Source organism: Angustibacter sp. Root456 (assembly GCF_001426435.1).
Taxonomy (GTDB): domain Bacteria; phylum Actinomycetota; class Actinomycetes; order Actinomycetales; family Angustibacteraceae; genus Angustibacter.
The window spans coordinates 584,242-609,698 of the sequence record NZ_LMER01000020.1 but is presented as its reverse complement, the minus strand read 5'-3'; the positions used below and the strand labels follow the sequence as shown (position 1 = coordinate 609,698).

17 protein-coding genes are annotated in these 25,457 nt (G+C 72.0%); 8 read left to right on the top strand and 9 right to left on the bottom strand.

The genetic code is table 11. The features are described 5' to 3' along the window. Positions 1–106: 106 nt before the first annotated feature. A complete protein-coding gene (locus ASD06_RS17550) occupies positions 107–8,431 on the bottom strand; it encodes an Ig-like domain-containing protein (protein WP_056680642.1) in 8,325 nt (2,774 codons plus the stop codon). 195 nt (positions 8,432–8,626) lie between these two features. Here ASD06_RS17550 and ASD06_RS17545 point away from each other — a divergent pair, with 195 nt between their 5' ends. Further along, entirely contained in the window at positions 8,627–9,367 is a 741-nt protein-coding gene (locus ASD06_RS17545) for a class I SAM-dependent methyltransferase (RefSeq protein WP_056680639.1), read from the top strand. Positions 9,368–9,479: 112 nt separating this feature from the next. Here the strand turns inward: ASD06_RS17545 and ASD06_RS17540 are convergent, their stop codons facing one another. The 5 genes from ASD06_RS17540 to ASD06_RS17520 are packed head-to-tail and all read right to left on the bottom strand — an operon-like array spanning position 9,480 to position 15,153. Beyond that, positions 9,480–10,253 carry a hypothetical protein gene (locus tag ASD06_RS17540; protein WP_056680636.1) on the bottom strand — a complete coding sequence of 258 codons (774 nt, stop codon included), beginning with the start codon at positions 10,251–10,253 and terminating at the stop codon, positions 9,480–9,482. Further along, on the bottom strand, positions 10,250–12,853 hold the full coding sequence (gene adhE, locus ASD06_RS17535; protein WP_056680635.1) for a bifunctional acetaldehyde-CoA/alcohol dehydrogenase: 2,604 nt from the start codon (positions 12,851–12,853) through the stop codon (positions 10,250–10,252). The genes ASD06_RS17540 and adhE overlap by 4 nt, the downstream gene beginning before the upstream one ends. Beyond that, positions 12,850–13,296: a hypothetical protein gene (locus ASD06_RS17530; protein ID WP_056680633.1), complete on the bottom strand. Its 447-nt coding sequence runs from the start codon at positions 13,294–13,296 to the stop codon at positions 12,850–12,852. Before ASD06_RS17530 ends, adhE begins: the two co-directional genes overlap by 4 nt. Further along, entirely contained in the window at positions 13,293–13,739 is a 447-nt protein-coding gene (locus ASD06_RS17525; RefSeq protein WP_056680630.1) for an SRPBCC family protein, read from the bottom strand. Before ASD06_RS17525 ends, ASD06_RS17530 begins: the two co-directional genes overlap by 4 nt. Beyond that, on the bottom strand, positions 13,729–15,153 hold the full coding sequence (locus tag ASD06_RS17520) for a wax ester/triacylglycerol synthase family O-acyltransferase (RefSeq protein ID WP_200942291.1): 1,425 nt from the start codon (positions 15,151–15,153) through the stop codon (positions 13,729–13,731). Before ASD06_RS17520 ends, ASD06_RS17525 begins: the two co-directional genes overlap by 11 nt. A gap of 171 nt (positions 15,154–15,324) precedes the next feature. Between ASD06_RS17520 and ASD06_RS19015 the strand changes: the two genes are divergently transcribed. The 5 genes from ASD06_RS19015 (at position 15,325) to ASD06_RS17500 (ending at position 18,426) form a co-directional block, all read left to right on the top strand. Then, positions 15,325–15,498 (top strand): hypothetical protein, encoded by a 174-nt coding sequence (locus ASD06_RS19015; RefSeq protein ID WP_157371781.1) that lies wholly within the window; start codon positions 15,325–15,327, stop codon positions 15,496–15,498. Beyond that, on the top strand, positions 15,495–16,133 hold the full coding sequence (locus tag ASD06_RS17515; protein WP_056680626.1) for a cytochrome b N-terminal domain-containing protein: 639 nt from the start codon (positions 15,495–15,497) through the stop codon (positions 16,131–16,133). The genes ASD06_RS19015 and ASD06_RS17515 overlap by 4 nt, the downstream gene beginning before the upstream one ends. Beyond that, positions 16,130–17,110, top strand: a complete 981-nt coding sequence (locus ASD06_RS17510; protein ID WP_056680624.1) for a hypothetical protein — start codon at positions 16,130–16,132, stop codon at positions 17,108–17,110. The genes ASD06_RS17515 and ASD06_RS17510 overlap by 4 nt, the downstream gene beginning before the upstream one ends. 155 nt (positions 17,111–17,265) lie before the next feature. Continuing rightward, a complete protein-coding gene (locus ASD06_RS17505) occupies positions 17,266–17,763 on the top strand; it encodes an Hsp20/alpha crystallin family protein (protein ID WP_056680620.1) in 498 nt (165 codons plus the stop codon). Positions 17,764–17,850: 87 nt separating this feature from the next. Then, positions 17,851–18,426: an MOSC domain-containing protein gene (locus tag ASD06_RS17500; RefSeq protein ID WP_056680617.1), complete on the top strand. Its 576-nt coding sequence runs from the start codon at positions 17,851–17,853 to the stop codon at positions 18,424–18,426. Between the two features lie 1,366 nt (positions 18,427–19,792). Here the strand turns inward: ASD06_RS17500 and ASD06_RS17490 are convergent. From ASD06_RS17490 to ASD06_RS17480, 3 genes are read right to left on the bottom strand one after another with little or no spacing between them, the layout of a single operon-like run. After that, positions 19,793–21,316: a tripartite tricarboxylate transporter permease gene (locus tag ASD06_RS17490; protein WP_056680610.1), complete on the bottom strand. Its 1,524-nt coding sequence runs from the start codon at positions 21,314–21,316 to the stop codon at positions 19,793–19,795. Next, entirely contained in the window at positions 21,309–21,869 is a 561-nt protein-coding gene (locus tag ASD06_RS17485; protein WP_082538176.1) for a tripartite tricarboxylate transporter TctB family protein, read from the bottom strand. Before ASD06_RS17485 ends, ASD06_RS17490 begins: the two co-directional genes overlap by 8 nt. Before the next feature lie 4 nt (positions 21,870–21,873). Next, a complete protein-coding gene (locus ASD06_RS17480; protein WP_056680607.1) occupies positions 21,874–22,914 on the bottom strand; it encodes a tripartite tricarboxylate transporter substrate binding protein in 1,041 nt (346 codons plus the stop codon). Between the two features lie 168 nt (positions 22,915–23,082). On the opposite strand from ASD06_RS17480, the gene ASD06_RS17475 reads away from it, so the two are divergent. Both ASD06_RS17475 and ASD06_RS17470 read left to right on the top strand, forming a co-directional pair. After that, entirely contained in the window at positions 23,083–24,687 is a 1,605-nt protein-coding gene (locus tag ASD06_RS17475) for a sensor histidine kinase (protein WP_056680604.1), read from the top strand. After that, positions 24,684–25,406 carry a response regulator gene (locus ASD06_RS17470; RefSeq protein WP_235502381.1) on the top strand — a complete coding sequence of 241 codons (723 nt, stop codon included), beginning with the start codon at positions 24,684–24,686 and terminating at the stop codon, positions 25,404–25,406. Before ASD06_RS17475 ends, ASD06_RS17470 begins: the two co-directional genes overlap by 4 nt. Positions 25,407–25,457: the final 51 nt, after the last annotated feature.

The window sequence follows — 25,457 nt, the reverse complement described above, 5'->3', positions numbered from 1 at the left end:
CCGCTTGCCGAGGGGTGCAACCCTCGACAACCGCAGGCAACCCTCGAGAAGCTCGAGCCGCCTGACACGATGCCTGCCCCGAACGCCACGACCCGCGTCAGGGACGTCACCCACCGAAGTTGCCCGCGGCCGTCTCCGCCTTCTCCTGCAGGCACGACCCGATGCCGGTGATCGACGACCACGCCGCCTTGGGGTCCTGCGAGAAGGAGTCCAGGTTGCCGGAGAACAGCGTCACCAGGTCGACGCCCACCGACGCGTCCTTCATCCAGTCGTTGCCGACGCTGGCGCTGACCTTCTTCGCGATCGCGCCGGCGGCAGCCTTCGCCGCCTTGCCCTCGGTGGTCGTCGGCGTCATCGCCTGCGCGTCCCCGGTGGCCCACTGCACCGTGCACGATCCCAGCGCGTTCAGCATGTCGATGCTCGAGCCGATCGCGGCGCTCACGCTCTTCAGCCCGTCGATCGCGGCGCCGTGCACACCGAGCATCTCCAGCCCGCTCGCCACCAGGTTGCACACCGTCGCGACCTTCTGCACCACCGAGAGCACCGCGGCAGCCGGCTCGAGCAGCCAGGAGTTGAAGCCGGTGACGATCGCACCGACCACCCTCTGGGCTGTGTTGCTCAGCGGGTTGAGGATGTTCGTCTTGAAGTTGTCGTCGTGGGTCCAGGTGGCCCGCACGGTGCGGTCCTGGTCCATGACGACCGTGCCGTCGCCCTGACCTCCGGATGCGCCGTCCCAGCCACCCCAGCTGTCGTCGTGGCCGGAGTCCCAGCTCACGTGGACGACGGTCCCGGGGTTGTACATGTGAAGGTTCGGGTCGACGCCGGCGCAGTTGGGCGCGGTGTTGACGTTCACGCGCTCGCTGTAGTCCAGCGTGTAGCACCGCGGCGTCACGATCGCCTCCCACGAGGTGGAGACCACGCCGTCGTCGGTCGAGGACAGGAAGGCCATGCCGTAGCTCTGCGGCGTGTTCAGCTGCATCCGACCCGTGGTGGTGTTGCGCCACGCCAGGAGGGTCCACTTCTTCTGGGCCGCGTCGGTGAGCCGGACGGCGTCCTTGCTCCCCGGCTCGGTGGCCAAGCCGTAGCAGCCCGACTGCGTCTTCATCACGTCCTGCGCGTCGGGTGCGTGCCCGAACTCCCCACTGCCCCAAGACATCGGGTGGCCGTTCGGGTCCACGATCCTCGTCGTGACGACGTCGCTGAGGTCGCGGCAGAACCGCAGGTCCACGCGTGTCTGGTGGAACCTCGGGACGGTCTTGCCGCCCGAGGTGTACGACTGGTCCAGGTCGGCGTAGGCGATGAGGTTGCTGTCGACGACGACGGGGAAGCCGACCTCGTGCGTGGTCGGGTCCAGGTTCCTGATCTCGTAGTCCCCCGCAGAGACCAGCTGGCGGGCGGCGCTCACCCGCCACTCGGCCTTGACGTGGTTCGCCTGGGCGGCGGGAGGGATGATCGCACGCTGGGTGGCGCCTCCCTTCGTCCAACCTGGCAGGCAGTTGCGGTCGGCGTTGACGCGCGAGCCGTAGCCGTTGGCGTCCACCTGCTCCAGCCCGTCCTGGCGCTTGAAGCACAGGACGTCGAAGTAGCTGGCGTCGAGCGTGACGCCGTCCAGCGCGTACGGCACCTTGATCGCGGCCGTCGACTCGTTCTCCCACGACCACTCGCCGCCGTCGTAGCGACCGGTCCACGACATCGCCTTGCCGTTGTGGGTGCTCGGCGCGTCGGTGCTGACCTCGACGTGGGTGTTGTAGGTGTAGTACGTCGTCGCGTCCGCCCGGTGAGCACCGCGCGAGCCGTCGTTGTCGGGCGTGATGCCCGGGCAGTTGGTGGGGGTCATGTTCACGTGCGTGGCACCGGGGAAGTCGTGCAGATTCACCATCACCGGCACGCAGCTGAGGACGCCGTACTCCGCGCCGACCACGGTCGGGGTCGTCGCGTCGAAGGGCATCGTGCGCGACGTCGTGTGGGCGGCGTAAGGGTCGCCGGTGACGTTGCCGGTCGTGCCCGGCACCTCGGTGCGCGCCTTGGCGTACAGGGCCCAGCGGGGCTGGAACGCCATGGCGTAGGGGTCGGAGCCCGAGCCGGCGAGGTCGGCCGCGGTGAGCCAGCGGTACAGGTAGTAGTTCGGCTTGCCGTCGATGCGGGTGCCGTTGGTCCGGCTCGCCGGTGTGGCCGTGACCTCGACGTCGGTGCCGGCGAAGTAGCCGTGCTGGCCGGACGGCGTGGTGCAGGTACCGCTCGCGCCGTCGAACTCCGACCACCCGGCGGGGAAGTGCGACCCGGTCACCGCGAGGGTGCCGCCTTCACCCGGCTCGAGCTGCAGCGGGCGGCACATCTGCGCCGACCACCGGAAGCGGCCGAAGACGATCTGGACGCTGCCGGAGTTCGGGCCGGTGGCCTTCGCGTGCCACGTGGAGCCGCCCGCGGCCGGAGCCGTGCCCCCCGGGACCTCGACGATGTCCCACTGCACCTTCTGCGGTGCCGGGTCGGGGCCGGGGTGGCTGCGGCCGCCGTACAGGTCGGTGCCGATGACGTAGTGGCCGATGCCGTTCTTGAGGTCCTCGATCTCGCGGGCGCTCGATCCCGACGGCTGGTCGCAGTTGCTCGGAGTGGTGAGCCGCAGGCCGTTCGCCGGGTCGGGCTCACCGTGGTTGTACTGCCGCCACTGCCCCAGCGTCATGCCGACCGGGGTGACGGAGCTCTCGAACCCGGTGACGACCGTGACGCACGTGGGGTCCCAGCGGTACTGCGGCGTGACGCTGACGTCCTGGCTGAGGTTCCACACGGTGACGGTCTTGCCGGTGGCGATCAGCTGCTGGGGCTGGGTGGTTCCGTCGGAGTACGTCGCCTGGCTGCCGGTGTACTTCCACCCGCTCGTGACGGGGTCGACCAGGGTGAGGTCGACCGCGGAGCCCTCGAGGTAGCCGGGCATCGTGCCCGGGTGCCCGGGAGCGGCACCCGCGGTGTCGCACGTGCGGCCGCTGACCGCCGGCACGTGGCGCGCCCCCGGCATGTTGCCGTAGGTGCTGGTGACGAGGAAGCAGCGCGGGAGCGGGCCCAGCTGCGCCCACGACGAGCCGGGCAGCGAAGGGCCGTCCGACGTGAAGGTACCGACGAGGTCGGACGGCTTCTGCTGCGCGAGGGGCTGCTGCGGGTCCGGCACGGTGAACGCGCAGGTCGTGCGGCGCGCGTGGTCGACCCTCGTCGAGCACAGCGTCGTCTCACCCGCGCGCAGCGTGACGAACCCGGTGGCGAGCAGCGTGTCGTCGAGCGGGTCGGCGACGTCGAACGTGGCGGTGACCCGCTGACCGACCACCCACGTGAGGGGGTTGCGGTCGAAGGTGGTCGCGAGGGTGCTGCGCGTGCCCGACACCACCAGCTGCCCGACGCTGGTGCCACCGGAGCCGTCGCCGGGCCCGTCAGCCGGGGTGTCGGCGTAGAACGAGCCGCCGGAGTAGCTGACCCGCACGCTGTAGGTGCCCGGCGCCGGGACGGCGTACGACGCGAAGGTGCACTTCAGCGCAGGCAGCTGGGCCTCGCACGTGCGGCTCGTGCCGTCGTCGCCGACCAGGGCCACGGTGAGTCGACCGTCAGTCGGCCCGGAGCCCGTGGTGGCCCCCCACGAGAACTGCGGGGTGATGGTGAGGGCCTTGCCGAACGTCGCCTCGTACCGGATGCCGTCCCGTGCGGACAGGTGCAGCGGCGCGCCGGCCACCAGGACGGTCGAGCCGCCGATGCCCGCGCCGAGGTCCGCTCCGTCGCCGACCGTGGTGGCGCTGAAGCTGACGAACCCGCGCTTGGCGACGGACCCGTAGAAGACGGCGCTCGGCGGCTCGGTGCCGGTCGAGTATGCGTACTGCGGGAAGCCGAAGGGCACGCCGTCGGCGTACAGCTGCACGGGCAGGACGCCGGCCTGGACGCCCGCAGGCAAGCCACCCAGGGACACCCGGACGCTGAACGGGTACCCGGCGACGGGAGCGGGGTCCGGCTCGACGAGGAGGTGCGTGGTCACGCCGTCGACGGTGGTCGACAAGGGCGCCGAGACACCGCCCGTGCCACCGTTGAACACGTAGTGCACGAAGAACTGCGACGGCCCGCCGTGCACCGGCTTGATGGTGAGGTCGACCGGCGCGGCGGTGCCGGCGGTGGCGGACCCCCACCAGTAGGTGGTGGCCAGGACGTCGCCGGCGCCGTCGGTGACCGTGATCGGCGAGCCCGCGTCGATGAACTGGTCGAACTGCTCGACGTGCAGCACCACGTGGCCCCAGTCGCCGGCCTTCAGCTGGTCGGGTGCCTCCAGCGTCACGGTCGGGGGCTGCGGGTAGAGCACGGTGGCCGACTGGCTGCCGTTGGACGCCTGCCACGTGGTGGAGTCGGGCACGAACCGCGCGGTGACCTCGGCGTGGTCGCCCAGGTCCCACGGGACGGTCCACATCGTGCCGATGCTGCCGCTGACGAGGTCCTTGCTCACGACGACGGCACCGTTGACGACGAAGTCGATGCGCCCGGTGGGGATGCCGGACGTCGCCTGGGTGTGCGCCTGCAGCAGCAGCTGGTTGCCCGGCCGCACCGTCGCAGGCACACCCGACAGCGTCGTCGTCGTGGCGATCGCGGGGACGTCGACCTCTGGTGCGGCGGCGTCGAAGCCGAGGTAGGTGCCGTCGCCGGCGTACTGGAGGCGCGGCGTCCGGTCGCCGCAGTAGCAGACGCCGGGCGCGCCGATGTAGTCGATCCGCACGGTGCCGTCGACGACGTCGCCGTAGCCGATGATGTCGCTGACCAGGTCGTTCGCGTGGCGGCCGAGCAGCTGGACGTGGCCGGTGGGAGCGGGAAGACCCGCCGTGGTCGGCAGGGTGAGAGTCAGGTACGGCGGCGCGGCATCGAAGTCCGGGCCCGGGTTGTGCCAGGTCATCGTGGGCGCCGGGGCGGCGACCTTGGTCGCCGTGATCGTCACGTGGGCGACCGCGGTGCCGTAGTTGCCGTCGTCGAACGTCGCCGTCACGGTGAGGGCGACGTCGGCCACGAGCGGCGTGTAGTCGAACGACCCGGTGCCGTCCGTGGAGTGGACGACGTCGACGACCGAGCCGTCGCCGTCGCGCGTGACGGTGTAGGTCGTGAGGGCGCTCGCGTCAGCGCTCAGGTGCACGGTGGTGGGCGAGCCGACCACCGCGCCCCCGTCGGCAGTCGCGGTCACGGCGGTGGTGCCGGTCGTGAGCGTCACGTCGACCGCGTTCGAGGACGACGCGGCCGCCGTCGCCGATGGCACCACTTCGGCGTGCAGGTGGTAGGTCCCCGCCGCGAGAGAGCCGGCGAGGAGCGTGAACTGGCCCGTGGCCGGCAAGGTGACGTGCGCCGTCGCGACGACCGTGTCGGCGTCCTTGAGCTGAAGGTCGGCCGCACCAGTGCCGGTGGCGTCGAAGCCGACGGCCGGCTGGGCGGGGTAGACGACGCTGGGAGCGGCCGCGCTGATGGTGACGCTGGTGCGCGCGGGAGCCACGTGCACCGTCACGGGGACAGACTGCGAGAGGGCCCAGCCGGACGCCGGGGTGAAGGCCACGTAGAGGTCGTGGTCGCCGGCCGGTGCGCTCGTGCTCAGCGTCGCCTGGCCAGCGGCGAGCGTCTGCGTGTCCTTGGCTGCGCCGTCGAGGTAGAGGGTGACCGTGCCGTCGGCAGGTCCGCTGGCGTCGTTCACCGTCGCGGCGACGGTGAGGGGCTGCCCGTACTCCGCGCGGACGACGTCGGCGGTCGTGGTGGTAGCGGTGTCGACGGCCGTGATGTCCGCCGACCAGCCGCCCGTCGAGAGGTTGTCGGTCGGGTAGTAGTAGTCGTCGCCGGAGTAGAACACGCTGACCGTCGAGGACTGCAGGTCGTCGACGTACAGGGTGGCCGTGCCGTTCACCAGCGTGACCTGGTGGTCGACGCCGTTGACCGTGAGGGTCGCCGTCCCCGTGCGCACGGGCGTGCCGGGCTCGGCCACGCCGACGGAGCCGTAGTCCGGCCGGTCGGTGATGGTGGCGACGATGGTGACGGGCTGGTGCAGGGCCGCGGGCTGCTGGGTGCTCAGGACGGCCTGGCTGAGGCTGGCGATCGAGAGGGTGAACGGCTCGGAGTCGATGGCCGCGCTGCCGTCGTCCGGGGTGAAGCGGGCGACCAGCTGGTGGGGGCCCTGGGGCAGTGCGTCGAACTCGATGGCCGTCTTGTCCAGCAACGGGTTGAGGGTGAACGGGCCGGCGACCTGCGTGCCGCCCTCGAGCAGCACGACGCTGCCCGCCTGACCCGTGCCGTCCTGCGCGGCCGTGACGTAGAGACCGACCGTGTTCTGGATGTAGGAGTAGCGGTCGCCCGAGAGGGTGACGACGGTGGACGGCGGGGGCGCCGGCTGCGAGAGCTGGAACGCACCGGCGTCGCACTGCTGAGCGTCGCGACCGGTGCCGCGCTGATCAGCGAGCGCGCAGTAGTCGGCCGAACCCGCGGCGAGCGCCGGGTTACCGGCCGCGAGCGCCATCGTCTGCGTCGGTCCGCCGTTGTCGGCCAGGGCGCCGAGCGGCACGGGGTCGGCGGCGACGCCGAGGCAGGTGCCGTCCGGGTCGACGTTGCCGACGGACGGCGAGCCCGCGGCCGGGTCCGCGGAGGTGATCTGGGCGCACGCGAGGGAGCCGGAGACCGTGGAGGCGAGGGTGTTCACCACCTCCAGCGGCATGCCGGTCGTGCCCGCGATGCCGCCACCGGCGGTGACGGTGGCGTGGGTGATCTGGCCCCCCGACGTCGCGAGCAGCGCGCCGCCCTCGGCGCGCCCCGAGGCCCCGGTGCTTGTGGTGATGGTCGCGTTGGTGACGAAGACCCGGTTGGCCGCCATGGCTCCGCCGCCGCCCGCAGTCGCGTGGTCGTCAGCGAACGTCGAGTCCTCGACCCACAGCGTGTTCGCCGGCAGTGCCACCGCGCCGCCGTCGGGTGAGCTGCCCGACCCTCCGCCGGCGCCACCCGAGACGTTGTCGTCCCACGTGGTCTCGACGAGGGTGACCCCGACGTCGCCGGAGTAGAGCCCGGCACCACCGGGTGTCGACCTCCCACCGGTGACCCGCACGTGCTTGAGCGACAGTTTCGGGCCCTCGCCGCCGGCGGAGTACGCCTCGATGGCGCGGAAGCCGTGTCCGGCGTCGATCGTCACGGCGTTGTTGCCGCCGTCGATCGCGACGCCGCTCGGCACCTTGAGGGTGCCGGCGAGCCGGATCGTGGTGTCCGTCGCGAAGGTCACCGTGACGGTGGACCCGTCGGCCGCGGCCTGCTCCCCGGCATAGGCCACGGCGGCCCGCAGGCCGCAGGGCACGCCGGCGGTCCGGCACTGGTCGGGGTCGACGGTGGTGGACGCGTCGGCCGCGGTGTCGACCACCACGTCGGTGGCCGCCCGCGCGGCGGTGGCTGGCACGACGACGGCGCCGAGGGCGAGCACCGGCGCCACGAGCGAGACCGCGGTGACGCCTGCGACGCGAGAGAGGCGGGCACGCCGCACGGCGAGCCGCCACGAGCGACCCGCGGGGGCACCACGACGCGGCGTCACGCCCGAACCCGGCGAGCCCGGGTCAGCGGTGGCCGACCCGGTGTGCGCCAGCGCGCCGAGTGCGGCGCCGGCGACGAGCAGGGAGATCACGATGGCGACGTCGAAGGCGGTGCCGCCGACGACCTTGCCTGCCAGGGCGACCTGCGCGAGGAGTCCGCCGACCGCGATCACGACGACCAGGCCCACGAGGGTGGTCACGCGAGACCGAAGGCTCGACCGGACGGCCGCTCGAACGGCCTCGCGCAGCGGCGCGCCGTTGAGCACCGAGGCGTACACCGCCGGCACGGCCGCCGCAGCAGCCGCAGCCGGCGCGAAGGGCACCGCCCAGCCCAGCGAGCGCAGGGTCCGGCGCCACGACGACTTCTCGCGTACGGCCTTCCAGACGGCGACGCCGGCGGCAGCCAGCACCAGCACCGGCGCAGCCGCCACGAGGACGGCCACCACCACGGCACCGGCCGCGCAGGCGAGCACGACCTTGGGAGCCGACCTGACGGCGGTCCGCAGGCTGCGTCCGAGCCGCAGGTCGCGCCCGGACGTCGCACGGGCCGCCGCGCGGCTGCCTCTGCCGTCCAGGTGGTTGCGCACGATCAGGGCGACACCGCTGACGCCGGTGGCCAGTCCGATGATCGTCGCGAGCAGCAACGCCAGGGCGGGCACCACGGCCAGGCCGAGCGCGAGGCCACCGGAGCCTGCGGCGGTGGGGCGCGGCATGACGCCGACCGCCACGAGCACCAGCGCGACCAGCACCATCGCGTAGACGCCGCCGACCGCGACGGCCAGCGCACTACGCCAGGTCAGCGCCCACGCCGTGGCAGCGGGCTGCCGGGCGGAGCTCCAGGTGGTCGATGCAGGTCGGTCGGTGCGCCGCTTCACTGAGCGCACAGAGCGTGGGCGCGGCTCGGCGCGACAAAGCCCCGTTCCGTGGAGCGGACCTGAGCTGCGACGTCACCGGGAGCCATGACGGACCCATCGGCTTGCATCTGTGCAAAGTTGAGTCGTCTGAACGTCGGACTTGCGCGCTGCAAAAGCCGTGGACGGCGACACCAGCCTCCCGACACGATCGAACCCATGCGCCAAGAGGACATCTGGGACGCCGACGCCGCCGCCCGCTACGACACCCCGGGCAGCGGGGTGTTCGCGCCGGAGGTGCTCGGCCCCACCGTCGACCGCCTCGAGCAGCTGGCGGACGGCGGCCGCGCCCTCGAGCTGGCGGTGGGCACCGGACGCGTGGCGATCCCCCTGGCCGAGCGCGGCGTCCCCGTGGTGGGCATCGAGCTGTCGCAGCCGATGGTCGATCGCCTGCGTGAGAAGGCCCCGGCCGAGCAGCTCCCGGTCGTCGTCGGTGACATGGCCACGAGCCGGGCCGACGGCCAGTTCACGCTCGTGTACCTCGTCTACAACACGATCTCGAACCTCCTGACGCAGGACCAGCAGGTCGAGTGCTTCCGCAACGCCGCCCGCCACCTCGCGCCCGGCGGCTGCTTCGTCATCGAGCTGTGGGTGCCCGAGCTGCGCAAGCTGCCCGTCGGCACCGACGCGACCGTGTGGCACACCGACCCCAGCGGCTACATCGCCCTGGACACCTACGACGTGCTGCAGCAACGGGTGGTGTCACACCACTTCCGGTTCGACGACTCCAAGGTCGCCCGGCTCACCCGCTCACCACACCGCTACATCTGGCCCAGCGAGCTCGACCTCATGGCGCGACTCGCGGGGTTCGAGCTCGAGTCCCGGCACGCCGACTGGTCGGGTGCGCGGTTCACCGCCGACTCCCGCTCGCACGTGTCGGTCTACCGGCTGCCGAGCTGAGCGCCCGAGGCGGCGTGGCGATACGCGCAGATACCCGCCAATTTCCGGTGAATGGGGCCAGGAGATGGCCGATATGACCGGAGAATGACGGGTATCTGCGGCTAGAAGGTAGTCAGGCCGGGTGCCCGGCCGCCACGTGCACCACCTCCGTGCGCGGCACGTGCACGAACCACTCGTCGAAGATGTCGAACAGCTGCGCGGACGCCGGATCACCTCGCCGGTACAGCCGGTGCGGGCGTTCGGCGCCGGCCAGTTCCGGCGCCCCACCCGTGCTGGCCCAGCCGAAGAACCCCACGAGCAGGTACTCGTCGTTCACCAGCAGGCCGTGCAGCGGGGGTGGGTAGCGGTACTGGCTCACCGACACCTGCAGCCTGGGGTCGACGAGGTCGCGCCGCACGATGTCGAGGACGCGCTGCACCTCAGCCGCCCAGTGCGCCGGGTAGACGTCGGCCAGCGGACCCGCCGCGTCGACCACGAGCATCGAGATCCGGAACGTCGGCGCGGTCGAGCTCTGGCACAGCGCTGGCAGCACCTGGCGCACCGTCGTCCAGCCCGTCGCTGCGATGATCTTCACGTCGGTGAGCTGCCGGTCGGCCGCCACGATCTTCTGCAGCGCGGGCACCGCCGCGGCCTCGAGCGCGAACTCGGTCTCGGTGGTGTGCGGGCCGGTCTGGCGCTCGATGGTCTGCAGCGACTGCACCCCGAACGCCGTGAGCACGCCGAGCGCGGCGGGCAGCATGAAATCGCGCACCGGCCCGAGGAACGAGCCCAGGTACAGGATCGCGATCACGAGCAGCACCGAGCCGTAGACGATCCACAGCCGGGCGCGGTCGTACCACGACTTCATCAGCGCCAGGCCCGACGGTCGCGGCGTCTCGTCACTCACGGCTCACCTCCCTCGTCCCGAAGTGGCTCGCCGTAGAAACCCAACCGCAGCAGCTGCGTCAGCTCGGCGAGCAGCGGCATGCGGGGGTTGGTGCGGTTGCTGAGGTCCTCGAAGGCCGCCAGCGCCAGTGCCGGCAGCGCGTCGAGGAACTCGCGCTCGTCGACGCCGGCCTCGCGCAGCGTGCGCGGCAGGCCGAGGGCGTCGAGCAGCTGCTCCACGCCGGCGAACAGCCGGCGCCGGCTCTCCTGCGGCTCACGACCCCCGAAGACGACCCGGCCCAGCTGCGCGTACTTCTCCGGTGCCACGTACGCCGAGTAACCGGGGGCCGGCATGAACTTGGTCGGCAGCGCGGCGTTGTAGGCGAGCACGTGCGGCAGGAAGATCGCGTTGGCACGGCCGTGGGCGATCCCGAAGCGGGCCCCGACGGCGTGCGCCAGGGCGTGGTTGCTGCCGACGAAGGCGTTCGAGAACGCCAGTCCTGCAAGGGTCGCGGCGTTCGACATGTCGGTGCGGGCGGCCAGGTCCGAAGGGTCGGCGTGCACTCGCGGCAGTGCGTCGAAGATGAGGCGCGCCGCCTGCACGCAGTACGCGTCGGTGTACGGAGACGCGAAGATCGAGACCACCGCCTCGAGCGCGTGGGTCAGGGCGTCCACTCCGCTGTCGACCGTGACGGCGTCCGGCATCGACAGCGTGAGCACTGGGTCGACGATGGCGACGTCGGCCACGAGGCCGTAGTCGACGAGCGTCTGCTTGCGGTCGCCGACGGTGATGACCGCCGCCGGGGAGACCTCCGAGCCCGTGCCGGCCGTCGTGGGCACGGCCACCAGGCGCACCGAGTGCGGCTCGGTCGGATAGGTGGCAACTCGCTTCCGCGGGTCGAGGAAGGGCAGCGTCAGCTCGCTCAGCGTCAGGTCGGGGTGCTCGTAGAACAGCCGCATCGCCTTGGCCGCGTCGAGCACCGAGCCGCCGCCGACCGCGACGACGAGGTCGGGGCGCGCGCGCCGCAGCGCCTCGACGCCGGCTCGCACGACGTCCTCACCCGGCTCGGGGAGCACCTGGCTGAACACCGCGACGCGCCGAGCCGGCAGCCGCGACGACACGAGCCCGGTCACACCGCGCCGCTCGCAGTCCGGGTCGGTGATGATCACCGCGCTGTCGCACGGGATGTCGCGCAGGTTGTCGAGTGCGCCGGCGTTGAAGTACGTGTGCGGCGGCACGCGGAACCACTGCGGCGGCGTCCTTCGACGAGCCACGGTCTTGAGGTTCAGCAGCTGCAGGTAGTTGACGTTCGCCGTCGTGCTCGAACCGCCCCAGGTGCCGCAGCCGAGCGAGAACGTCGGCGTCAGGTTGTTGTAGACCCCGCCGAGCGCGCCGACGGCGGTCGGTGCGTTCACGAGGATGCGACCCGTGCGCACGGCGCGGCTGTACGCGTCGATGACGGCGTCGTCGCGCGCGTAGACGGCGGACGTGTGCCCCAGGCCCCCGTGCTCGGTCACCAGCACCGCGACGTCGATCGCGTGCTGCTCGTCGCGAGCTCGCACCAACCCGAGCACCGGCATCAGCTTCTCCTGCACCAAGGGGTGCGCCGCGAGCTCGTCGAGGTCGTCCGGCAGCGGAGCGAGCAGCACCTTGGTGCCCTCCGGCACCTCGAAGCCGGCTCGCCGAGCGAGCTCTGGCGCTTGCTGCCCCAACGCCGCGAGGTTGACCTTGTCTGCGCAGCCGAAGGCGAAGTCGGCCAGCCGAGCGGACTGCTCGGAGGTGAGGACTCGCGCCCCCATGCGCTCGAACTCGGCGACGACGTCGTCGTAGATCTCGTGGTCGACGACGCAGGTCTGCTCGGCGGGGCAGATTACCGACGCGTCGAAGGTCTTGGAGATCAGGACGTCGACCACTGCCTGCTCGATGTCGGCGGTGCGGTGCAGGTAGATCGGGGCGTTGCCCGGGCCCACGCTCAGGGTCGGCTTGCCGGCCGCGTTGGCGAGCGCCACGATCTTGGGTCCACCGGTCACCCAGATGAAGTCCACACCGGGGTGGGCGAACAGGTAGTGCGTGACCTCCCGCTCGACGTCCGGCACGACCTGCAGCGCCCCGGCGGGCAGACCGGCGGCCTCCCCGGCCTGAGAGAGCACCTCGACGACGCGCTGCGCGCACCGCGTGGCGAAGGGCGACGGCCTGAAGATGAGCGCGTTGCGGGTCTTGGCCGCCACGATCGCCTTGTACAGCACCGTGGACGTCGGGTTTGTCACCGGCGTGACGGCGAGCACCACACCGATCGGCTCGGCCACTCGCTGGACGTTGCGCTCGACGTCGTCGTCGATCACACCGACCGACCGCTTGCCCCGCAGGTAGTCGTGCAGGAACTCGGTGGCCACGAAGTTCTTGACCACCTTGTCCTCGAAGACCCCGAAGCCGGTCTCCTCGACCGCGAGCCGGGCCAAGGGGATCGCCTCACGGACGCCGGCCCGCACCATCGCCTCGACGATGGCGTCGACCTCCTCCTGGCCGAGCCGCCGGAAGGCCTCTGCCGCAGCCGAAGCCGTTTGCACGACGTCATCGACCCGCGCTCGCGCGTCGACCTCGATCTCGACCGTGGTCGTCATGGCCTCGACCCCTTCGCCGCGAGCCGCACGAGGGTCACCAGCTGCACCACGATCGCGATGGCGCTCCCCACGCCGGCCACGACGAGCAGCACCCGGATCACCGGCTCCCAAGGCAGCCCCCGGTGGTCGAACGCGAACGGGAACACCTGCCACACGCGCACGATCGCCGCCAGGCCGATGCTCGTGGTCACCAGGTCACCGAACGCCCGGATCCCCGGTGCGTCGTCGAGGACGTACACCACGTTGGCGACGATGCCGGCGACCAGCGAGGTGTTGACCCAGGTCAGGACGCTCACCGTGGCCGAGGTCAGGAACGTCAGCTCCTGCCAGCCGGGCGCGACGTTGATGAGGTACAGCAGCACGACGTTCACCCCGACGGCCACCAGGTAGCCGAAGCGACGAGCCGCCGTCGAGGTCTGTCGGGGTGCGGTCGTGGTGGTCATCGGGACGCCTCTCCTTCTCCCATGCGGTGCGCGAGGCCGTTCAGGGTGCTGGCCACCAGGCCGCGGATCACCCGGCCGCGCACGAACCCGGGCAGCGGGAGGTGGTGGTGGATCGTCAGCTCGTACGTCACCTTGGTGCTGCCGCGCCCCAACGGCTCCAGCGTGTAGCGGCCCTCCTGCCCCGTCTGCAGCCGGCCGGAGACCATCGACCACGCGAGCCCGTCGTCGGAGTGCTCGTACCGCAGGACGTACTCGTCGGAGCCCACCGGCGTCGCGGCCGTGAAGTGGGCGGTCACGGGCAGGTCGCCGTCGCGCTCGAGCACCTCGGCGCGCCGGATCTCCGGGATCCACTCCGCCTGGTGGGCGACGTCACGCAGCAGCCGGAGGACGCGAGCCTTGCTCGCGGGGACGACGACGCTCTGGGTGGACGTGTCAGTGGGCACGAGCCTTCTCCCTTCGGGCGCGGGCGACACGGCGGGGCCGCCTGCGCGGCTTGGCATCCGCGTGGCTGGACGCGCCGGCCAGGCTGACGAGGTCGCCGAGCTCCGCCTCGAACGCGGTGAGCAACCGCTGCGGGTTGCGCACGCGCGCGGCGTCCACGCGGAAGCCGACGCGCACGGAGCCGGCGTAGGTGAAGATGCAGACGCCCACGGTGTGGTGGCCCGACCCGGGCACCCAGCCCAGTACGCCGGTGACCTTCGTGCCAGCCAGGTAGCGGACGTCGGCCGGGCCGGCCACGTTCGTCGTCACGCCGATCGCCTTGTTGGCGAAGAAGTCGACGACGTACCGCTCGAGGTCGGCGACCGTCCGGCCGATCGCCATGATCAGGCCGAAGGTCATCAGCGACTCCGGCGAGTGCTTCAACCAGTCCATCCGCCGCTTGGTCTCGGCGAGCCGCTCGAGCGGTGCGGCGAGCGCCGAAGGGAAGGTGAAGAACACCAGCGCGAACCGGTTGCCCAGCTCGCGGGGCAGCTCGCGGTCGAGTGGCCGCACGTTGACCGGCACCATCGTCGTCAGGTCGACCGGGCGCTCGCCGCTGGCCACCTGGTAGCGGTGCAGGGCCCCGGCCACGGCGCTCATCAGGACGTCGTTGAGGGTGGCGCCCGAGAGGCGTCCCACCACCTTCAGGTCGTCGAGCGGGTAGGTGTGCGACCACACCACCCGCTTGCGCAGCTCCGGCTGCCCGCCCACGGCGCTCGGGGGGTTGCGCGTCAGCAGCAGCGACTTGGCCACCTGGGCGGTCCGCACCGCGAGCCGGGCGACGTCGAGCGGGCTGCCGGGGACGAGCGAGCGCGCCACGGCGGGCAGGCCACCGGCGGTTCCCGGGAGAGGCAGCGGCGGGGGTCGGCGCCGCCGTCCGGACGGTGCGGCGTCCGTCATCGACAGCAGCACCCGGGTGAGCGCGATGCCGTCGGCCAGGCTGTGGTGCATCCGGAAGAAGACGGCCGCACCGCCGAGGTACCCGGCGACGAAGTGGGCCTCCCACAGCGGGCGTCGGCGGTCGAGGGGCCGGTGGAGGTGGCGGTCGATGTAGCGCTGCAGCGTCGCGTCGTCGCCCGGCGCGCGCAGGGTGTGCCGGCGGATGTGGCGGTCGAGGTGGAAGTCGGGGTCGGGCTCCCACTGCGGCAGGTCCCACACGTGCGCAGGCGGCAGCGGCCGCTCGCGGAAGACGGGGTAGGGGTCGACCAGCCGCGTCTGGATGACGTCCCGCACGGCGTCCCAGTCCGGCGTCTGCTCGAGCAGCATCACCGACTCGATGACCATGAGGTTCTCCGGCCGGTCCATGTTGAGCCAGATCGTGTCGACCGGTCCGATCCGTCGCCCCGTCGCCATGCGCGCAGCCTCCTCGACGCTCACCCGCGCCTCCGTCACCACCGTCGATCCCCCCTGTGGGCTCAGGTAGAGCCGTTGGTCCTCGTGAATGCGCGCGACCCTCTGGCTTCTTTCAGCAACGCGGAGGACGATCCGAGGTGGAGGGTCGCCGCGCTGTGGCCAGCCGGCCCGGGCGACCCCGAAAGGCGGTCCGCGATGCTCTTCTCCCTCGCGGCCGACCCCGTCGGCCACTACGTCCACTGGGGCGTCGTCCTCATCTCCGTCACCAACCTCGCGATCGTCGGCGCGATGGTGGTGGTGTTCGCCCTGGCGATCGCCCTGCCGTTCCCGGGGGCGACGCGGCGGCCCGGCTCCGGGAGCCGGTCGTGAGCGCCAGCTGGACGACGGCGGTACGCACCCGGGCGAGCCGGGTGGTCCCTGCAGGTCAGCTGCTTCCGGACCGCCAGCCTGCCTACGTCGCGTCGTGGATCTACGTCTTCGGCATGCTCACGAGCGCGGCGCTGATCGTCGTCCTGGCGTCCGGGTTCGTGCTCGCCATGGGCGGCTCGGCCTGGTGGCACACCTCCGCCCTCGGGCACTTCACGAACTCGATGCACCTGTGGAGCGTCGAGCTCTTCTTCGCCTTCATGGTGATCCACCTGTGGGGCAAGTTCTGGATGGCGGCATGGCGCGGACGCCGGACGCTCACGTGGATCACCGGCGTGGTGGCCTTCGTCGGCTCGATCGGGACGGCGTTCACCGGCTACCTCTCGCAGTCGAACTTCGACTCGCAGTGGATCAGCACCCAGGCCAAGGACGGGCTCAACTCGGTGGGTTTCGGCGCCTTCTTCAACGTGCTCAACCCCGGCCAGATGCTCCTCTGGCACGTGGTGCTGCTGCCGTTCGTCGTCGGAGTGCTCGTGGCGCTGCACCTGCTGCTGGTGCGCCGGCACGGCGTCGTGCCACCGATCGACGCGGAGGCCGAGCGGGTGCCGGCTCAGCGCAGCAGGGAGGCGCAGCCATGACCGAGACGACCGCTCGCCGCACCGCTCACCGCAACCGCGCCCGTGACCACACGCCCGACTCGCACGGCTTCGACACCCGCTCCTACGACCTGGTCAAGGAGCTCGTGATCGCCCTGGTCGTGGTTCTCGGGCTGACAGCCATCCTGTCGGCCGCCTTCTCGTCGCCCGATGAGAAGGCGATCACCCTGCGCGACTGGGCGGCCGCCGCGCCGAACGACGTGGTGGCGACCGCCGCCGGTGAGCTCGCGGGCACCACCACCAGCGCCTCCTACGGTGCGCCGTACAACACGGCCGCCGAGGGCCAGAAGATCGGGCCGCTCGCCCTGCAGAAGTGGGCGGGCGTGCGGCTGCCGGTCGACTCGGCACAGGACCTCGTGATCACCCCGCTCGCCGCGGCGTACCCGGCCGGGCCGGTCCACGACGCGGTCGCCGCGTGGGACGCCGCGAACGCCAGCCAACGCGCGACCTGGGCGAGCGCCTACTCCGACGCGCTCGCGAAGGCCCCTGACGGCGATCCGGCCAAGGTCGCTGGCGGCGACTACGGACCCGTCCCCACGATCGCCGGAGGGCTGCTCAGTCTCGCCCGCACCGGTGGGCTCGAAGGTGCGTTGACGTCGTCGGGCACCTTCTACGGCGGAGACCAGACCCGGTCGCTGCTGCTGCTGGCCGACGGCGCCTACCTGGAGGACCAGGCGCGCGCCCGCAACCTCGGCGGCGACCAGTGGGGGATGATGAACGAGACCGGCAACTACCCCGGCCAACCGTGGATGTGGCTGTACACGTTCTGGTACCAGGTGAAGCCGTTCTCGACCTCCGACAACGCCGACGCGCTGGTGTGGGCGCTGATGATGGTGCTCACCCTCGGGCTCGTGCTGCTGCCGTTCATCCCTGGACTGCGATCGATCCCGCGCTGGGTGCCGGTGCACCGGCTCATCTGGCGTGACTACTACGGCTCACACCCGTTGCGCCGCAGCTGAACGGGAGTCGCTCCGCGCACTTGGCAGTCGGCCCGGGTGAGTGCTATCACAGAGCTGTCGCGTGCGGGTCGGCGTGATGCGTCACCTCCGTCGCACCGCGCGCGGCGGCAGCGAGCACCTCGCTGCGCCCCGTCCTTCGAGGAGGTGGTTTCGAGATGGTGACGCGCTTCGACCCGTTCCGCGACTTCGACGCCATGGCCTCACGTCTGCTGAGCCAGGCCACGGATCTCGGCCAGGCGATGCGGGCGATGCCCATGGACCTGTTCCGGTCCGGTGACCACTACGTCCTGCTGTGCGACCTGCCGGGCGTCGACCCCGGCTCGATCGACATCGGCGTCGACGGCCGGGTGCTCACGATCCGTGCTGAGCGCACCCGCCGCGGCGACGACGTCGAGTGGCTCACGCAGGAACGGCCGACCGGAACGTTCGTCCGTCAGCTGACGCTCGGCTCCGGGCTCGACCTCGACCGCATCGAGGCGCGGTACGACGACGGCGTGCTGTCGCTGCTGCTGCCGGTGGCCGAGGAGGCCAAGCCGCGACGCATCCAGGTGTCGCACGCCGCTGGTGGCCAGGCGATCAGCGGCACGACGGTGCAGCCGCGAGAAGCGGCGGCCGAGGTGCCGGCTCAGCAGCAGACCGCAGGCACCAGCTGACCCCACCCCTGCCGTGATCATGCACGCGAGCGCCCCATGCGCTGGCGTGCATGATCACGGGCGGGAGGGGGGACGTACGGTGGGTGGGTGCAGCGCAAGACCGAGGTCGATGTCGTCGCCCTGGTGACCTCGCCGGGCCACAACTACTGGTTCCACTCCACCGACCCCTCCGTGGGCGTGGGGCCGCACCCGACGTCGTACCCCGAGAGCGTGGACGTCGACGCCGGGCTCGGCATCCGCGGTGACCGCTTCTACGGCAAGGTGTCGAGACTCGCGTCGGCGGTGTCGTTCTTCGCCGCCGAGGCCGTGGAGGCGGTGGAGGACGAGCTCGGCCTCGCTCGGGGAGCGATCGACCCGCGACTCGCGCGCCGCAACGTAGTCGTGCGTGGTATCGACCTCAATGCGCTGCGGCACAACGACTTCACCCTCGACTGCGGTGACGGTCCGGTCGCGTTCACGGCTGCTGGCGAGACCGCGCCGTGCGCGTGGATGGACGACCGGCTCGCGCCAGGCGCCCGCGCCGCACTGCGCGGCCGAGGCGGCCTGCGAGCGCTGCCCACGACGTCCGGTGTCCTGCGCGTGGGGCCGGCGCAGCTGGAGACGGCGGCGGACGTCCAGCCGGAGCGCGCCGGCCACCGCGTTCGACGCGGTCGCCTCCCGTGACTCGCCGCGGCGACGTCGAGGCTGCAAGCGCCGAGCACGTCGCCGACCTCGTGGATCGAGGCTGACCGCAGCACCCGAACGGGTGACGGGCGTTTCGGCCGCCGCCCGAACGGTCGATGATCCGCACGATGACGGCTCCCCCGGGTGAGCAGCAGCTCGCCAGCTGGCCGCCGCCCGGTGAGCAGGTGACCGGTGCGGCTGGTCTGCCCTTCCCCGCGACGGTCGTGCGCCGGATGCCCCTCGTGCGCAGCGCCTTCCTCGTGGTGCTGCCTACGCTGCTGGCGTTGCAGGGCTCCCGCCTCGGTCGAGCCGGTGTGCCGCTGTCGCGGCTGCTGAACCCGGGCGTCGCCGTCGTGCTGGTGCTGACCACCGCCCTCGTCGCCTGGGCGGTGCTACCCGCCCGGCGTCGATTGACGGTGGCTGGTGGCCCGGGCTGGGTGGCGCGCCGCACCTTCCCTGGCGGCCCGTGGCGCGTCGTGCGGCTCGCCGACGTCGACGAGTTCTCCGCCTCCCGTTACCGCACGCGAGGCGGCTCCTACTGGTCCGTGACCTTGCGGCTGCGCGACGGATCCCAGACCTCACTGACGCTGCCCTTCGAGGACCGCGCGGCGGACGCCCTCGCGACCGCGCTGACGGCCGTCGGTGGCCGCCGAACGCCGCCGCTGCGCTCCGGCGCCACGCTCCTGCGCAGGCTGGGTCTCGTCCTGGCCATCATCGCCGTCGGTGCCGCACCGATGGCCCTCGTCGCCATCGGGCCGTACGCGCTGCTCCCGGACCGCGTCGCCGTGTACTTCAGCTCCAGCGGGTGTCGGGCCGCAGCGGCCGCCGCCCACCACGCACCGGCCGCGTCGCCCGGCGTCACCCTCCTGGCCGCGGAGCAGGTGGGCCGCGCGACCTGGCAGTTTCGAGGCGACTGGCCGCAGGACGTCCCGACGTACGCCGCCGGCACGGCGGATCCGGCGGCCCGCCAGCAGCGGCTGGTCACCGACGGCGTCCAGGACATCCACCACGTCCAGTACTCCGGGCCGACCGGTGCGGTGATCGTCGTCACGACCCTGTCGTTCTCGACCGTCGCCGGGGCGGCCGACTACGACGCCTACGTCAACCGCGCCGTCTGCGAGGGTTACGCCGGCACGGCCGGCCCCGCACCCCACGAGGTGCGACTGCGGGCCGGCCGCTGCGCCGTCGACCGGTGGCTCAGCGGACGCACGATCTACTCGCTCGCGCAGGCGACGGCCGGCCCCCAAGCCAGCCCGGACGACGTCGAGAGCCTGGCCGTGGCACTGCANCTGAGCGACCGTCCTGAGCGACCGTCCTGAGCGACCGTCCTGAGCGACCGTCCTGAGCGACCGGCGACCGCCGCTGGTCAGCCGACCGGCACCGGATGGTCGTGCTGCTCGCGCTGGGCACGCCGCGACCGCACCCGCAGCACCGTGGTGACGACGATCGCCACGACGAGCAGCGAGTAGACCACTGCGGCGAAGGGGCTGTCGACGAGCGCCACCGGGTCTCCTTGGCTGATCGCGAGCGTCCGCCGCAGCTGCTCCTCCGCGATCGGGCCGAGGATCAGCCCGATGATGGCCGGGGCGATCGGGTACCCGAACCGCCGCATCACGTACCCCAGGACGCCGATCGCGAACAGCAGCAGCAAGTCCGCGCGGATCCCGTTGAGCGCGTAGGCGCCCAGCGCCGCGAAGAGCAGGATCCCGGCGTACAGGTAGTGACGCGGGATCTGCAGCACCTTCACCCAGAGCCCCACGAGCGGCAGGTTCAGCACGAGGAGCAGCACGTTGCCGATGTACAGGCTGGCGATCAGCGCCCAGACCAGCTTGCCCTCGGACTGGAACAGCAGCGGCCCCGGACGGATGCCGTAGCTCTGGAACGCCGCGATGAGCACCGCCGCGGTGGCGGACGTCGGCAGGCCGAGGGTCAGCAGCGGCACCAGAACGCCTGCGGCAGAGGCGTTGTTGGCGGCTTCCGGCCCGGCGACACCCTCGATCGCGCCCTTGCCGAACTCCTCCGGGTGCTTGGTCAGCTTCTTCTCGATGGCGTACGACAGGAACGTCGGCACCTCCGCACCGCCGGCGGGCATCGCCCCGATCGGGAAGCCCAGGGCGGTGCCCCGCAGCCACGGCTTCCACGAACGACGCAAGTCCGCTCGCGACATCCACTTGCTGCCGCCGGCGCCCATGACGTGGACAGGTCCGTGCCGCAGCCGGGACGCCACCCACAACGCCTCACCGACGGCGAACACCCCCACCGCGACCGTCACCACGTCGATGCCGTCCGCCAGTGCCGGCATGCCGAGGGTGAACCGCTGCTGGCCGGTGAGCGTGTCCGTCCCGACGAGGCCGAGCAGGGCGCCGAGCGAGAGCGAGGCCAGGCCGCGTGACACGGACGTCCCCAGCAGCGCCGAGACGGTCAGCAGCGCGACGACAGTCAGCGCGACGTAGTCCGGCGACCCGAGGTGCACCGCGAACTCCGCCACCGTGGGGGCCACCAGGGTGAGGGCGACCGTCGCGATGGTGCCGGCGACGAACGACCCGATGGCCGCCGTCGCCAGCGCCGCAGCACCTCGACCCGCCTTGGCCATGAGGTTGCCCTCGATGGCCGTGATGATCGACGCCGACTCCCCCGGCGTGTTCAGCAGGATCGACGTCGTCGAGCCCCCGTACATGCCGCCGTAGTAGATCCCGGCGAACATGATGAACGCGGCGGTGGGTTCGAGGGTGTAGGTGATCGGCAGCAGCAGCGCCACCGTCATCGCCGGGCCGATGCCAGGCAGCACGCCCACCGCGGTCCCGAGGGTGACCCCCACCAGCGCGTACAGCAGGTACAGGGGCTGGATCGCCGTGGCGAAGCCGTCGAGCAGCGCGCCGAAGTCACCCATCGAGGAACCTCACCCCACTGAAGATCCCGGCCGGCAGCGAGACGCCGAGGCCGGTGACGAAGACACCCTCGATGACGAAGCCCAGTGCCAGCCCGAGCAGCAACGCACGCCACCACGTGGCACCCAGCGCCCAGGCGACGCCGCCGAACAGCGCCGTCGCAGCGAGGGCCCACCCCAGGGTGTCGACGACCGCGACGTGCACGGCGAACGCCCCGACGACCTTGGCCAGGGTCAGCCAGTCCGTGCGCGCATCGGTGTCGACGTCCTCGCCGGCCTCCGGTTCTGCCCGCTGCCCGCGCAGCGCGCCGACGAGCACGGCCAGGCCGGAGAGCACGAGCGCGACTCCGACGGCGTACGGGAACACCCGCGGACCGACGACGTTCGCGCTCAGCGGCACGGTGATGCGGTGGGAGTCCACGATCGTGAAGATCCCCAGGGCCACGACGATGAGCGCGACCACCGCCTCGGGGACGGCGACGCGCGCCGTCCCCGGGGCAGCCTGCGCGTCCGGCTCGTGCCGGTGCGCGAGGTCGATGCCCTCCGAGCTGTCCATCGAGCTACTTGACCAGGCCGAGGTCCTTGAGGACCCCCTCGGTGGTGGAGATCTCCTTGGTGATGAACGAGTCGAAGTCGTCACCGGCGAGGAAGGTGTCCTGCCAGCCGTTCTTCTGCAGGGCGTCCTTCCAGCCCTGGGTGTCGTGCATGTCGGTGACGAGCTTCACCAGTCGCTGTTTGGTCTCGTCGGAGACACCACCGGGCGCGACCACGCCGCGCCAGTTCGTGAGCTCGACGTCGTAGCCGGACTCCTTCAGCGTCGGAGCGTCGACGTCGGCGACGCGCTGGGGGCCGGCCACCGCGAGCGCGCGCAGCTTGCCGGCCTTGATCTGCTCGGCGTACTCGCTGACGCCCGAGATCCCGGCCTGCACCTTGTTGCCCAGCAGCGCAGCGAGCGACTCGCCACCGCCGGAGAAGGGGATGTAGTTGAGGTCGGCCGGCGCGACGCCCGCGGCCTTGGCGAACAGGCCGGCGACGATGTGGTCGGTGCCCCCGGCGGACCCACCGGTGATCGTGACGGCCCGGCCCTTGGCCTTCAGGGCGTCACCGAGGTCCTTGATCGTCTTGTACGGGCTCGAGGCCGGCACGACGATCACCTCGTCCTCGGCGGTGAGCCGGGCAATCGGCGTGACGTCCTTCAGCGTCGCCTGGGACTGGTTGGTGGCGACGGCACCGACCATCACCAACCCCATCACCATGAGCGAGTGGTCGCTCTTGTCGTTGGCGAGCTGGGCCAGACCCACGGTGCCGCCGGCGCCGGCGACGTTCTTGACCGTCACCGACTTCGCGAGCTCGGCGGACTCGATGGACGCACCCATCGCCCGCGCGGTGCCGTCCCAGCCACCGCCGGGTGCGGCCGGCGCCATGATGTCGAGGCGGGCGAGGGCCTTGCTGTCCTTGCCGGAGGCGGACGCCTCGCCGCTGCTGCTGCAGGCGACGAGGCCGAGGGCCGCGACGGCCGCGACGGCGGCGGTCGCGACGCGGCGCACCGACCGCGGACGACGTGGCCCGGAGCCAGTGAGGGTGAGCACGTGCTGCGTCATGGTGTTCCTCCCAGAGGTCAGGACGCCGTCGTCCTGATCGTCGGGACGCTAGGACGCCGCCACCCCCAGCGGAACGCTGAGGTCGTAGAGGTCGTAGAGCTCATTGGGGTCGTACTGGTCGTTTCGGTCGCAGACCCGCCAGGAGCCCCGCTGCGGCACCATGGGCGGATGCGCCGCAGCATCCCGCTGGCCGTCCAGCTCCTCGCCATGCAGGTCGTGATCGTGCTGGTGACCGTCGTCGTCGCCGGCGGGCTGGCCGTCCGCCTGCAGGAGAACCAGATCCGCGACGCCTACGCCCGGCGCGTGCTCACGATCGCCCGCAGCCTGTCGACCGTGCCGAGCGTGCTCGACGCGTACGCGTCGTCCGACCCCTCCCGCACGTTGCAGCCGCTCGCCGAGACGGTGCGTCAGGCGGCCGGTGCGACGTTCGTCGTCTTCACCAACGACGAGGGGCTTCGCTACTCGCACCCCGACCCCAGCAAGATCGGCAAGATGGTCTCGACCGACCCCAGCGTGCCCCTGCACGGCTCGGAGTTCGTGGGCACCGAGACCGGCTCGCTCGGGCGTTCGCTGCGCGCGAAGGTGCCCGTGCAGGACGCTTCCGGGCAGGTCATCGGCACCGTGTCTGTGGGCATCCTCGAAAGCCGGCTGTCGCAGGACCTCGCCGGCGTGGTGCCGTCGCTCGCGGCCTGGTTGGCCGGTGCCGCACTGCTCGGCGTCGTCGGCGCGACGGCGGTGACGCGGCTGGTGCGGCGGCGCATCTTCGGGCTCGAACCGGACCAGATCGCCGAGCTGCTCAAGACCCGCGACGCGATGCTTCACGGCATCCGCGAGGGCGTCGTCGCGCTCGACGACCGCGGCCGGCTCGCGCTGGTGAACGACGAGGCGGTGCGCCTGCTGGGCCTCGCCGCCGACCCCACCGGCCGCGACGCCGCCGACGTCCTCGACGCCGAGGTGCTCGGCGCGCTCGTGAGCGACCCCGATCCCGTCACCGACCGCGTGGTGCTCGCCGGCGAGCGGCTGCTGGTGGCCAACCGCACGACAGCGCGCGTCGGCGACCGCGACGTCGGGCGCGTGCTGACCCTGCGCGACCGCACCGAGCTGTTCGACGCGCTGCGGGCCTTGCAGGGCGAGCGGAGCATCACCGACGCCCTGCGCGCTCAGGCGCACGAGTTCTCGAACCACCTGCACGTGCTGTCGGGTCTCATCGAGCTCGGCCGGCACGGCGAGGCGGTGCGCTTCATCGAGCGACTCGGCGCCGGGAGCAGCCTGCTGGGTGGCGAGAGCATGAGCCAGATCGAGGACGCCGGGGTGGCGGCCCTGCTCGTCGCGAAGGCGGCAGCGGCTCGTGAGCGGGGGGTCACCCTGCGGCTCACCGACGACACCGAGGTGAGCGACGGAGCGGGCGACGACGTCCTCACGGTGCTGGGCAACCTCGTCGACAACGCGGTGGACGCGGCCGGCTCGGGCGGCACCGTCGAGGTGCACCTGCTGACCGGTCCGGACGGCGACATCACCGTTCGCGTGAGCGACGACGGCCCGGGGGTGCCACCGGAGCAGCGACAGCGGATCTTCGAGCCGGGCACGTCGTCGAAGACGGCGACGCCCGACCACCACGGCCAGGGCATCGGGCTCGCGCTGGTGGAGCGCATCGCCCGCCGCCGGCACGGATGGGCGCGCGTCGACGAGCGCCCGGGCGGGGGTGCCCTCTTCACCGTGCACCTGCCGGCGCCGCAGACAGCCGGCTTGTCGACGGTGCGGGGTCCCCGGTGACCAGCTCGCGGCAGCAGCCCGTGCGTGTGCTCGTGGTCGACGACGACTTCGCGGTGGCTGCGATCCACCGGCGCTACGTCGAGACGCTGCCCGGCTTCGCCGTCGTGGGCGAGGCGCACCAGGGCAGCGACGCCCTGCGTGCGATCGAGGAGGTGCGGCCCGACCTGGTGCTGCTCGACATCTACCTGCCCGACATGTCGGGCGTGGAGGTGCTGCGGCGCCTGCGCGCCGCACCGGCGGGCGAGACGATCGACGTCATCGCCATCACGGCCTCGCGCGAGGTCGAGACCGTGCGAGCGGCGATGTCAGGCGGTGTCGTGCACTACCTCATCAAGCCGTTCACCCTCGCCGCTCTGCAGGAGCGGCTCATGGCCTACGCCGCGCAGCGTCGCGAGCTGCAGCAGCTCGTCGGCGGGGGTGTGCGCGACCAGGCCGACGTCGACCGCCTGCTCTCTCCAGGTCAGCGGCCGGCCCGGCCGGCGCCTGACCTGCCCAAGGGCCTGTCGGCCCGCACGCTGCAGCTCGTCGAGCGGGCGTTGAAGGACGCTGGACGAGAGCTGTCGGCCGGTGAAGCCGCCGAGCTGTGCGGGCTGTCGCGCGTGTCGACGCGCCGCTACCTCGAGCACCTGGCGGCGCGTGGTCTGGCCGAGGTCAAGCCCCGCTACGGCTCCGCCGGCCGGCCCGAGCACGGCTACCGCTGGGTGTCCGGCGTGCGCTGAGGCGCCGCCGGGGGGCGCACGGACTTGGCGGTCCCGCACTCACGAGAGCCG